The 12,331-nt window shown below is 41.4% G+C and carries 9 protein-coding genes; 1 reads left to right on the forward strand and 8 read right to left on the reverse strand.

The genetic code is table 11. From position 1 onward, the window contains the following. Nucleotides 1-41: 41 nt before the first annotated feature. Nucleotides 42-371 carry a YtxH domain-containing protein gene (locus LPB86_RS18930; RefSeq protein WP_230692981.1) on the forward strand — a complete coding sequence of 110 codons (330 nt, stop codon included), beginning with the start codon at nucleotides 42-44 and terminating at the stop codon, nucleotides 369-371. 8 nt (nucleotides 372-379) lie between these two features. Here the strand turns inward: LPB86_RS18930 and LPB86_RS18935 are convergent, their stop codons facing one another. From LPB86_RS18935 to LPB86_RS18970, 8 genes are all read right to left on the reverse strand, one after another. Further along, nucleotides 380-2,584, reverse strand: a complete 2,205-nt coding sequence (locus LPB86_RS18935; protein ID WP_230692982.1) for a xanthine dehydrogenase family protein molybdopterin-binding subunit — start codon at nucleotides 2,582-2,584, stop codon at nucleotides 380-382. Between the two features lie 2 nt (nucleotides 2,585-2,586). After that, nucleotides 2,587-3,570 (reverse strand): xanthine dehydrogenase family protein subunit M, encoded by a 984-nt coding sequence (locus LPB86_RS18940; RefSeq protein ID WP_230692983.1) that lies wholly within the window; start codon nucleotides 3,568-3,570, stop codon nucleotides 2,587-2,589. Beyond that, entirely contained in the window at nucleotides 3,567-4,193 is a 627-nt protein-coding gene (locus LPB86_RS18945; protein WP_230692984.1) for a (2Fe-2S)-binding protein, read from the reverse strand. Before LPB86_RS18945 ends, LPB86_RS18940 begins: the two co-directional genes overlap by 4 nt. 93 nt (nucleotides 4,194-4,286) lie before the next feature. Next, the gene (locus LPB86_RS18950) at nucleotides 4,287-5,546 is read right to left on the reverse strand and encodes an MFS transporter (protein WP_230692985.1); all 1,260 of its coding nucleotides are present in this window, start codon (nucleotides 5,544-5,546) and stop codon (nucleotides 4,287-4,289) included. Next, nucleotides 5,524-6,588: a glycoside hydrolase family 130 protein gene (locus LPB86_RS18955; RefSeq protein WP_230692986.1), complete on the reverse strand. Its 1,065-nt coding sequence runs from the start codon at nucleotides 6,586-6,588 to the stop codon at nucleotides 5,524-5,526. Before LPB86_RS18955 ends, LPB86_RS18950 begins: the two co-directional genes overlap by 23 nt. Then, entirely contained in the window at nucleotides 6,585-8,993 is a 2,409-nt protein-coding gene (locus tag LPB86_RS18960; RefSeq protein ID WP_230692987.1) for a TIM-barrel domain-containing protein, read from the reverse strand. Before LPB86_RS18960 ends, LPB86_RS18955 begins: the two co-directional genes overlap by 4 nt. 3 nt (nucleotides 8,994-8,996) lie before the next feature. Further along, a complete protein-coding gene (locus tag LPB86_RS18965; protein WP_230692988.1) occupies nucleotides 8,997-11,660 on the reverse strand; it encodes a glycoside hydrolase family 3 protein in 2,664 nt (887 codons plus the stop codon). Nucleotides 11,661-11,740: 80 nt separating this feature from the next. Next, nucleotides 11,741-12,280 carry a hypothetical protein gene (locus tag LPB86_RS18970; RefSeq protein WP_230692989.1) on the reverse strand — a complete coding sequence of 180 codons (540 nt, stop codon included), beginning with the start codon at nucleotides 12,278-12,280 and terminating at the stop codon, nucleotides 11,741-11,743. Between the last annotated feature and the right edge of the window lie 51 nt (nucleotides 12,281-12,331).

A 12,331-nucleotide genomic window follows, 5' to 3' on the forward strand; every position in this document is an offset into this window, starting at 1 on the left:
ACACTTTCTCTTGTTATGTGTTAAATGAAAAAACAGATCTTATGAAATTTAGAAAAGTTGACTCGTCATTGCCCGCGGTGGCGTTAATTACCGGCATTGCCGTTGGTGCAGTAATAAGTACATTGTTTACCCCACAAAGCGGAAGTAAAGCAAGAGGTTTTGTTTCAGATATTTTTACAGACCTGACAGGTATCTTTAAAAAGAGGAAATCGTTAGAGATAAAAGAGCATCTGGTAGATGATATTAGAAGCCATGTTAAAAAGACGGCAGATCATTTAACAGGAAGCCCGGAACTAGTCCAGGATCCTGTTAAACATACTTTAAAACAAACAGGCCCTAAATCAAGACAGTTGCCTTTAGAGCAGGTATAAATGAGCATTTAAATTAATTTATCTGGTGTAATAGGCAAATGCCTTACGCGTTTGCCTGTTGCATTATACACAGCATTAGCTACTGCCGGTGCAACACCTATTATGACCACCTCACCCAAGCCTTTAGAACCCATTGGATTTAGGTAGGGATCCTTTTGATTTACAAATATCATTTCCATTTGCGGAATGTCGGCATTAACAGGCACATGATAATCGCCAAAACTGGCATTAACCGTACGCCCGCTGCGGTCGTCAATTACAGCTTCTTCCATTAAAGCCATACCTATACCACCCACAATCCCACCCATCAACTGGCTTCTGGCTGTTTTCGGACTTACTACAGTACCGCAATCTACTACAGAAACCGCATTTTTTATTCGCACTACGCCCGTAAGTTCATGAACATGGGCTTCTATAAAGTGAACAGAATAAGAATAAAATGAGTATTTGTTCTTTTCATCACCTTGGGCTGCGCTACCTTCTACAATTAGTTCTGTTGCTCCAGATTCAAATAAAGAACTTAAGTTTACTTTGGTTGGTTTATCATAAGTATTTACCAGCAAACTGCCTTCAATTTTTACATTTTCTGGTAAGGCATTCATCCAATCTGGTTTTTGTTTGGCAGCACGTTTGGCAAGTTCCAACTTTAAATTTGTACATGCTGCCACAGTTGCAGATCCAACTGTAGCCAGTGAATTTGATCCTCCCTGCATTGGTGCTTTAGGAAAGCTGGAATTGCCCAGTTGGAAGGTGATTTTCTCTACTGGTAATCCAATATGCTCGGCTGCAATTGCAGTCATGGCAGTAGCGGTTCCCGGTCCAATATCGGCAATCGCTGATTGCAGCAGCAAAGAACCATCTGGATTTAAAATTGCTTTTACCGTAGCGGCACTCCTAAACGCTCCAAATGTACCCGTAGCCATTCCATATCCTATTTTCCACTCGCCCTCCTGCACACTGCCCGCTATAGGCCTGCGTTTATTCCAGCCTATCTTTTCCGCTCCTAAACGATAACATTCCTTCAGGTAATTGCTGGACCAGGGTAATTTTTTATCCGGATCTTCTGCAGCATAGTTAACTATCCGCAATTGTATCGGATCCAGATCCAATTGATAAGAAAGTTCATCCAATGCGCACTCCAGTGCAAAAGATCCCGTAGCCTCTCCGGGCCCGCGCATTGGTGCAGGCGTACTAACATTTAAAGGCACAATTCTGTATTTCGTATCAATATTTGGCACATCATACATCATCCGCGTCATTTGCAATACATTCTCCGTAAACTCTTCATACATGGAGGTTTTACCAAAAGATTCATGCGAAATACCCAGCAATTTGCCGTCCTTTGCAGCACCGATCGCAACTTTTTGTATAGTATGCGGCCGGTAGCCTACCATATACGACATCTGGTTTCGGTGCAAAACGAGTTTTACCGGCTTTTTAACCTTTTTAGCAGCTAAAATAGCGATAATCTCATGCGGCCACACGCGTAATGCTGATCCAAAAGCACCACCAACATAGGTAGCCAGTACTTTTACATTTTCTACAGGAAGCTGGAAAGATTTAGCAATGCTGGCTGCAGTTTGCTGTGAACCCTGAGTTTTATCTACTAAGGTCAATTTGTCTTCTGCTTCCCAATTTGCAATGATGGAATGTAATTCCATAGGATGATGAACTTCCGAAGGCTGAATATATTCTTCTTCCAGTTTAAATTCCGCATCCTTCCAGGCGGCCGCTTTACCCCGTACAAAATCTGCAGTAAAGGCTTTAGGATTTGCTTTCGCATTTTTTGGCGCTGTAGCCCTCGCCAGGTTCGCTTCCAGATTGCTGATATGGATTTCTTTTGCATAGGTAACTTCTACTAAGGATGCCGCATATTGTGCGCGTTCCAGTGTGTCTGCTATAACAACTGCTATAGGTTGACCATTAAAATAGATGTTTGCGTCGTTAAAAACTTTTAACTGTTTCTGAGTTTTACTTTGATCTGGTAGTTTATATTCCGGTACGCCGGGAGTATTCAAATGTGAAATCACAGCTATAACCCCCGGTGCCCATTCTGCCTTTTTAGTAGCTAAATTTTTAATCGTACCCTGTCCAATTGTACTTTCTACCAATACGGCATAAGTTAAGTCCGGCAATTGTATTTCGGCTGAATATTTTGCTGCACCTGTAACTTTGGCCCGGGCATCTACCCTGTCTATAGTCATTTTTTCCATGGTTATGCTTTTATTCCTGATGCTGTTTTTAAGGCCTGAAGAATTGAATTTGGGGCAAGTTTAAGTTTAAAAGCATTGTGTTGATACGCTTTTGCTCCCTCCATAGCTATTGCTGCGGCCATTTTAAAATTGGCAACTGAGGCTATTTTGCCTTTTAGTAACTGTTCTGCAGAAAGCAGACGCCATGGCTTGTGGGCCACCCCTCCCATCGCCAACCTTATATCTTTGATCACAGCGCCTTCCATTTCTAAAGCTACCGCTACTGAAACTAGTGCAAAAGCATAAGAAGTACGGTCGCGCACTTTCAGATAAGTAGTCTTACTAAGTTTATGATCTGGAATGCTGATTACAGTAATGATTTCTCTTTTGTCAAGCGTACTGTCAAGCTCGGGATTATTGCCTGGCAAGCGGTGAAAGTCTGCCATGTTAATTTTACGTTCTCCTTTTGGTCCGGTAACTACAATAATCGCATCAAGTGCTACTAAGGCCACGTTCATATCACTCGGATTAACCGCAATACAAGAATCGCTTGCACCAAAAATAGCATGCATCCTATTGTATCCTGCTAATGCACTGCAACCAGTACCTGGTGTTCTTTTATTACATGGGGCACTAGTATCGTAAAAATATGGACACCTTGTTCGCTGCAATAAGTTACCTCCCATGGTTGCTTTATTCCGCAATTGAGCGGAAGCCCCTGACAACATAGCCTGCGAAAGCAATGGCTGGTGCTGTAGTACAAGTGGATTCGCTGAAGCTATGCTGTTTCGCACTGTGCTACCAATGTGCAACATACCGTTACTTTTTACCACTTCATTATAAGGCAGCTGGTTGATGTCAATTAATCTGTCTGGTGCCATAACACCATATTTCATCAGGTCTATCAGGTTAGTACCACCTGCAAGAAGTTTGGCATTTGGCTTTTTAGCCAACTCCGCTAAAGCTGATGATGGATTATTAACCCTGCTGTATTGAAAATTGTTCATGACCTGCCCCCCTTTACTTCCTGTATAGCGTTCACTATATTCGCATAGGCACCACAACGGCAAATATTGCCGCTCATAAATTCTCTGATCTCCATTTCCGAATTGGCATGCCCTTCCTGTATACAGGCCACTGCAGACATGATTTGTCCCGGCGTGCAGTATCCGCATTGTAAGGCATCATGTTTAATAAATGCCTCTTGCATGGGATGCAATTTCCGGCCATCTGCAAGTCCTTCTATAGTCGTAATTTTGGCGCCTTCATGCATAACTGCTAAAGTAAGGCAGGAGTTTGTTCTTACGCCATCAATGTGCACTGTGCATGCACCACATTGTCCCTGATCGCAACCTTTTTTAGTACCCGTAAGTTTAAGTTTCTCCCTTAAAAGATCCAGTAAAGTGGTACATGGCTCTACCTTAAGCTGATAAGGCTGGCCATTAATTTGAAGGCTCAAAGGCATTTGTTCTATTGCATCCGAAAATTTTTCGTCAAGCCTTAGATCTGAGGCTTTCACTGCAGCAGCTGGCGTGAGTGCAATAGCAGTAATAACTGAGGACTTTTTAAGGAAATCACGCCGTGAACTGCCCTTCTTTGGATCTTCTACCAGGGATTTATTTTCTAACATAACGGAATAATTATAGAGGTTATAACCTCAAAATTGAGGCTTTTGTTTAACTAAGCCCCAATCGTCACATAGAAAATACTGCGTAGAATCAATCTATTGTTTCGCAGAAACAGTCTCAACCATCAACTTACCCTGACGGATAATCCCCTTAGCAATCCAGTAAGAGCCTAGTTGCAGCACAGCCACAATAATGATGGCATAACGCAATGCAATTTCATTGGAAAAGGCATAAGCCATCAGCAAAAATGTTCCGGCACCAGCTAATCTTCCTACATACAATCCTGCTTCATGATTTAGAAAATAAGCAAACTCATTGCGGTTTTCCTTTTTGCTCAGGATATCAATTACACTAAACTGTATAGGAAAATAAGCCAGATCCAACAGCGGTTTAGCCAGCAAAAGAAATAACATAAACAGCATTACGCCCAGAGTACTAAACAAAACCCCATTAATTAACGCCGCTACGGTAAACAAAACCAAACCTGTTCCAAAAACATATAACCTATGTGAGGGTTGCGTATTGCGTCCAATGATATACATGAGTACAGCAGCAAAAATAGCCCCTATTGACTGTATAGTGCCTAAAGTACCCTCATTTCCTACAAGTAACATAATGAGCATTGCAGGAGCCGTAACCAAAAATCCTTGCACCAATCCTTTTAACACGGCCAAAAACATTAACTTATACCAGTATGGATCAAACTTTAGGTATAAAAACTTTTTCTGCACCGGATTTTTAAATTCTCCCTTAAAGCACATTATAGAAGCACCCAATGTAACTATTAGCACTACGCCAGTGATCACTTTATAGGCAAACTTAGAATCGCCAACATTGGCATATACGGCGATGTACCATCCTATTAAAAAAGGGATCACTACCGCAATAATGGTATAAAAAAAGGTCTCCAAACCATAATAGTAATTCCTGTTTTTATCGTCTGTAGTAGCCAGGGCAAGAAAATCCCTATTGGCCCAATAAAATCCAAATGACATGCCCATCACAATACCCGCAATACCAATGCCTGTAATGTCCAGCGTTTTTAAAGACATCATGATCATCATAGATACCCCGCTAAGCACCATGCCCAAAGAGTATAATATCTTGATAGGGAATTTGTTCAATAGCCAACCATTTATTAAAAAAGTGATCGGTATACCTGTATAAATTGTCAGTTGATACACCACCACTTTAGAAGGGTCATTAGAATTTCGCATTACATACGCTGCCACAAAAATATCAATAACAGGGAGTACTATCCCATACACAAGATTGGTAAGGGTAAGTATTTTAAAATTATGCGATTGATCTTTAAAATGCTGAATTTCAGCTTTAAGTTTGTTTAGCATCATCATAGATTAACGCGGATAAAACCTCCGCAATTGAAAATTTTGCGCCGCAGACATACTCATCAGCAGCTCCATAATAAATCGTAATTTCATCCCCATCCACCACATGTCCATTCGTAAAAACTACATGTCCGAAAAAGCCACTCGTTTCGTAATTTTCAATTGGTACCATGATGGGATCGTCTGTTCTCGCCAGTAAAATAGAAGGGTCATTAAGGTCTAACAAAAAAGCACCCAGACAATACCTATGCTCTGCGTTTGCCCCGTGGTAAATTTCCAGCCAGCCTTGAGCTGTTTTAATCGGTGCGGCACCAGCACCAACTCTCTTGCTGTCCCACTGTCCAGCCCTTGTTTTTGCAATACATTTATGTCTACCCCAGTGTATTCCATCCGGAGATTCTGCCAGCCAAATATAATTACCTCCAAGATCTACACTGCTTGGCCGGTGCAGTGCATAGAACTTGCCATTAATTTTCTCTTCAAAAATAGCACAGTCCTTATTATGAGGAGGAATAATCATTCCTTCTGAATGAAAGGTTTTCCAGTCTTTTGTAGTTTTTAAACCTACACCTACACCGTCTTCAGAAACTGAGGTAAAGGTGAGGTAATACGTATCTTCTAACTTTGTTACCCTACAGTCTTCTATACCAAAAGTTTCCTGCTTGCCTATACCCTGCAACAATGGATAACCTAGCGGTTCGGTAAAGTGCAGGCCATCCTCACTGCTCAATAACCTCAAATGAGATAGCGTAGTTAGAAAGTCAGCATTTCTATAGCGGATCACCCTTGGATCATCAGTATTCAAATCCGGGTCGTCAAGTGACAGTTCAATGATGTCTGTTCCATTTTCTGTTAATACTGGAAACGAAATGAAACCATCCTTTTGTGCAGGACGTTCTGCAACACGTACAAGCATCCAGGTTTTACCCTGAAAGGTAAAAACACCGGGGTTTAGCAGACAAGTAATTTGCAGTCCCGGGCGACTAGGCTTTAAGTCTAAAGGGCTCAATAATGGATTTTGCGGAAAACGTTTTGCTAGGTCTTTCATTTTAAAGGAATTATCAGGTCTTTATGTATGGTATGCTTAATGGTATTTATTACCGTGATACCGTTTATACCATGTAACATTAGCTGATAAGTTCTGTTTTCAGGCGCTTTAGAATAAAAGCCTTTTGCAGCTTTCACTATAACCTGACTACCCTTATCATTGTACAAAATTTCAGTAAACCTTCTTTCGTTTTTAGTTTTATAACGCTCGGTTAGTCCATCATCCTCATATAGCGTATATGCACCATTTTTGCCTGGATAAATATCTAGTATTAATGTACCTGGTTTAATCCAAAAAGTACTTTTGGCAAATGCATGTTTAGGAATAATTGCGCCTTCTTTTACAAATACGGGCAACTCTCCAAACTTTGCGGGAAACTGAATCACCTGCCCGCCATTGAATTTTTTGTCGTTCCAAAAGCTATACCAGTTTTGCCCAGCAGGTAACCACACAGACACTATAGAATCTCTGGAAGAGGTATTTGGTGCTACCAGCAGTGCATCTCCCCACATGTACTGCTGATCATGCGCCCAGGCATCTTGTTGATTTTGGTAATCTACTACCATTGCGCGGGCCATAGGGGTACCTTTTGCATATGCCTGATAGGCCATGCTATAAATGTAAGGCATCATCTGGTAGCGTAGCGTGGCATATTTTGTAGCCGCATCCTGACATACTTTAGATCGGTCTAAAGGCCAGCGCCTGTTTTCTCCCATACCATGAGGGCGCCATATTGGAGAAAAACTTCCCATCGCCAGTGCCCATTGAATATACATTCCATCATCCGGCCCAGGCGCTCTAAAGCCTCCCGCATCATGGTTAAAATAAGGAAAACCAGATAAGCCCGATGTCTGCATCCCACGGATAGTCTGCTGCATCCAGCTATAACTGCACTTTAAATCACCAGACCAATGGGTAGCATAGCGCTGTCCACCAGCCAGCATTCCCCTGCACCATGCAAAAGGCCTTTCGGCTTCACCTATACCTGCAGGGATGTTTTTATTTTCATTGTCCCAACCTTCCTGCACCACCGCTTTTGCAACCAGAAATGGGTAATAGTTTCTATTTTCCGCCCAACTTCTTCCATCCGCACAAATGCTGGTATCCGGAATATTTGTCATTTCATCTATCTCGTCCATCCATATGGCATCACCAGGATATTGCAATGCCGGGTTTAAGGATTTTTTCCAGAAGAGTGACCAAAGCCAGTTACGTACTTCTTTACTTGAGTAATCGGGAACAGAAAATGGTTCCCTTACTTTTTCTGCATTTCGCAAATTATAGGAAGGCTTATATCCTTCACTAGCAGAAGTGATATTTCTGTTCAAATCCAGGGTTACAGTAAGGCCGTTTTTTTTGCACCACGCTGCATATTCCTTTGGGTTTTTATACCTGGTTTTATCCCATTCAAACCAGGATCCCGACCATCCACCGGTTCCTGCCCTCCAGCGGTTATCATTTACTACGTGATCCAGAGGGTATCCCGCATCACGATGCTCCTTAACCTTTTTCTTCCACCAGTCTGCACCTTCATTATCAGATGCACCCTTATCTGACAACTGTAGGCCAAACATTGATTTTTGTGGCATTCGTGGCTTCCCTGTAAGGTTGGTATATCTTTCTAAGATTGTTTTAAATTGAGGCCCCTGAATGAAAAAATAATCCATCTGACCTTTAAAACCACGAGTATCAATTTTAAAACCATAGTTATTAGCCTTCCCAAAATTAAATTGATGTGGAAAAGTGCTGTTTACAAAGATGCCGTAACCTTTACTGGACATAAAAAATGGAACTGTCAAAAATGCTTGCCCTGCCCATCCATCTTTTGAATTTTTGTCCTCATTAAAATCAAAATCACCATAGTTGCACCTCGCCGTTTGTCCCTTTAAATCTAAAGAAGGTACTAACCCGAAGGACTGGTGTCCCATTCCGCAAAAATGTTCATTCTTGTCGGCCGCAAATGCTGCAGATATTTCCGTTCCCGTCCAGTTAATACCTTCACTATCTTTTAAGTAGGAGGTATTGTTGGCCAGATTATAAAATTCAATTTTAAAAGGAGCTTTGTAAACCCTGATCCCAGTTCCGGTAGCAACAGGTAACGTTGCAATCTCAAAAACGCCAGGTTTTTCAGTAAATTTGAGCTGACCTGTCATTTTATGGGAAGCCACCATTTCATAATGGTTATCTTTTAAAAACTCCTCCCCATTTTTTGCCACCTGAACTCTAATTACCTGATCAGTATAGGCTTTAATACTAATCCTGTTACCTGTACTTGTTGTAAATACTATTTGCTGCGGTATTACCTGTATAGTTTTATAATTGCCTAAGCTCTGGGCCAAGCCCGAAAAAGCACTTAGCCCGCAAAGTAATGCAGTATAAATTATCTTGCTGATCCAATTGTCCATAATCTAAAGTTTAAGGTCTTTTGCTGTTCCTTGCAAAGTGATGGTTGTCCTTAATACGTTTCCTGTATCTTTAGCATCCAGCTCTGGTTGCTTGCCACCTGCATAAATTGTAAATGATCCGGGCTTAACCGTCCTTTTCCCTTCCTTGGTGATGACAGAAAAGTCTTCAGGTTTTAGCTCAAATGTAACTACTGCGCTTTCCTGGCTTTTTAAAAAAATCCTTCTAAAAGCTTTTAAAGCATAACGTTCCTGATGTTTTAAGGGATCTGGATTGTTTACATATAGCTGTACAACTTCTTCACCATCGCGTTTTCCTGAATTTTTTACTTGAATGCTAACCGCCATTTTTTGACCAATAGGCTGTTTTGTATTTGCCTTTAGCTGACTGTAGGTAAAATTGGTATAACTTAAACCGTAACCAAACTCATATAGTGGTTTAGTTTGCAGGTAACGGTAAGTTCTGCCTCGCATATCGTAGTTTTCAAATGGTGGAAGCTGCTCTTCAGAAGTATAAAAAGTAACAGGGAGCCTGCCAGATGGATTATAGTTACCAACCAACACGTCCGCAATTGCATTCCCCGCTTCCTGGCCGCCATACCAGGCTTCCACAATGGCAGGAATGTTTTCTTTCTCCCAGTTTATGGCCAACGCACTACCATTGACCAGCACTAAAATAACTGGTTTTCCAAGTGCCCGTACTTTTTTGATCAGCTGACTTTGCACATCAGGAAGTTTCAACTTAGTACGGTCTCCTTTATAAAACCCATCCACTTCAAGGCTCATTTCCTCGCCTTCTAATCTTGGAGAAAGTCCCATAACCATCACCACGGCATCTGCTTCTTTACAAATAGCAAGAGCCGGCGCTTCCAGTTCCTCGTCTGGTCTTGACCATTTTAACTGGATCAGCGGTGCTGCTTTAGTGCTAATGTAATCAATTCTGATTTTATAGGTTTGTCCCGCTTTAAAATCCAGGTTTTTATAATCCTGGTAAGGTTCATGCGGACTATTCACGGTAGCAATCAGACTGTCGTTTACATATAACTTACAGTCATTGTACCCATACAAACCCAAACTGTATTTTCCGCTTACCGGGGCTTTCAGGTAGCCATTCCATTTCACGCTAAAATTTTCTCTGTCAAAAGTGTTGTCGGGTAAAGAATTGATCCAATAAAAATTTATGTTTTTGTCATTTCTGCTAATTGCAGCACGACCAGTAAAATCTATACTTTTAAAATATTCCGCTGTCATTCCGTGTTTGGTAGCCGCAGCGTTTGTATATAGAAAATCTGCCGGAATAACTTCCAGGTTCGGCACTTCTGCCGCATGGCGACTTCCTTTGGCATATAAGATCTTTGTACTTGGTAACCTGTTTTTCAAGCCTTCAAGTGGTGTAACCACCTGAGAGGGATAGCCATGGTAATTTGCAAGCAAGATATCGCCATCATCTGCATTTGGCCCTACCACAGCAAGTGTTTTTATATTTCTTAACAGCGGAAGCAGATTGTTTTGATTTTTTAGCAATACAATAGATTTCTGCGCAGCTTTTAAAGCGAGTGATTGATGCGCTTTCGATTCTACCACGCTGTAAGGGATGCTGGTATAAGGTGCTGCACCATCCTTATCAAAAAAACCGAGTTTAAACCTGGCAGTAAATAGACGTTTCAATGCCACATCCAGTTCGGCCTCGGTAATCAGCTTTTTAGCAAGTGCCACATCCAAAGCCGCAAAAGAATCACCACATTCAAGGTCAACTCCGCTTTTTATGGCCATAGCCGAAGCTTCTTCAGGGCTTGCAGAGACTTCATGTGAACCTTTAGTATAAAAATCCGCCATAGCCCAGCAATCGGTTACAATAAAACCTTTAAAGCCCCATTGGTGCCGTAAAAGATCACTTAGCAAAAAGCTGTTACCGCAGCAGGGCTGGCCTCTAAAACGATTATACGCACACATCACTGAATAAACCTTTGCATCCTGCACACATTGTTTAAAAGCAGGCGTATAGGTTTCAAAAAGATCCCTGTCGCTCACTTCCGCGTTAATACTATGTCGTGTAGCCTCGGGTCCGCTGTGTACCACAAAATGCTTTACCGTGGCAATGGCTTTAAAATAATTGGGGTTATTTCCCTGAATCCCTTTGATAAATGAAGCCGACAGGGTGCCGGTCAAACAAGGATCTTCTCCATAGGTTTCCATTCCCCTGCCCCACCTGGGATCTCTGAATATATTGATGTTGGGAGTCCAAAAGTTTAAACCCTGGTAAATTCCCCTTTTTCCATTTCTTGAAAACTGTTCATATTTGGCACGTGCCTCATCAGATATTGCAGAGGAAATTTGGTTGATCAGGCTTGTGTCCCAGGAGGCAGCCATCCCAATAGTTTGCGGAAATACGGTTGCCTTTCCAGCCCTTGCAACACCATGAAGACATTCGTTCCACCAGTTGTATGCGGGGATTTTTAAACCGTTACTATCAATTTCCGTCGAAGTATACCGCAACAACTTAATTTTTTGAGCGGTACTTAATCTGGAGACCAGATCAGTTACCCGCAATTCTGTAGCCAATTTTGTATTTAAATATTTTGGTAGTTGTTGCGCGATTGACTCGGTTTTTACTGTTAAAAAGACCACTAACAGCAAACTGAAAATAACATGTTTATACAGATGGTTCATCTTGATATATTTGGATACAATAGTAAAATGCCAGGTGTATAAACAACCCGGCATTAAAGAGAGGGGTTTGCGTTAAATTATTATATGCTTTTGTTATAGTCGTCGATTGCTTTTTTCATTTCATCCACTTTTTTCTTTTGTTCTTCAGTAAGCACTGCCAACTGGGCTTCTATCACCTCTTTATTGATCTTAGCCCAGGCTTGTGATCCCTTCCACCTAAAGACGTGATTCTCCTTCGCCAAGGCCAATAATTTAGGTTCTACTTCAGGTGATACACCAAGGTCTTCACAGGCTTTTTTATTTAAGTTAAAGGCTTTTCCCTGAGCCGTTTTAAGTTCAGCTAACTTTACCCGCTGAGGTGCTGTAAGCAAACTGTCTACACTTTTATCAAATGCTGCAGCAGCCACTTTACCATCTTCCTGTATTTTCTTTACCTTTTGAGACGATTCAACTTGTATCGCCTTGATCTTATCTCTCTGTTCTTGCGTAAAGTTCAGTTCGGTCATAGTCCCGGAATTAAAACCAAAACCCGGTTTCTTTTTTTTTGCAGGATCTTGTGCATGGCCAACAAGCGTAAAAACAAGCATAAATGCCGCTGTGATTGTTAAAATTCTGTTCATGATTTTATTTGGTTAAATTAATATTGCTTCATCGATTTGTAGGGCGATTGA

The organism is Pedobacter sp. MC2016-14 (assembly GCF_020991475.1).
In the GTDB taxonomy this organism is placed as follows: domain Bacteria; phylum Bacteroidota; class Bacteroidia; order Sphingobacteriales; family Sphingobacteriaceae; genus Pedobacter.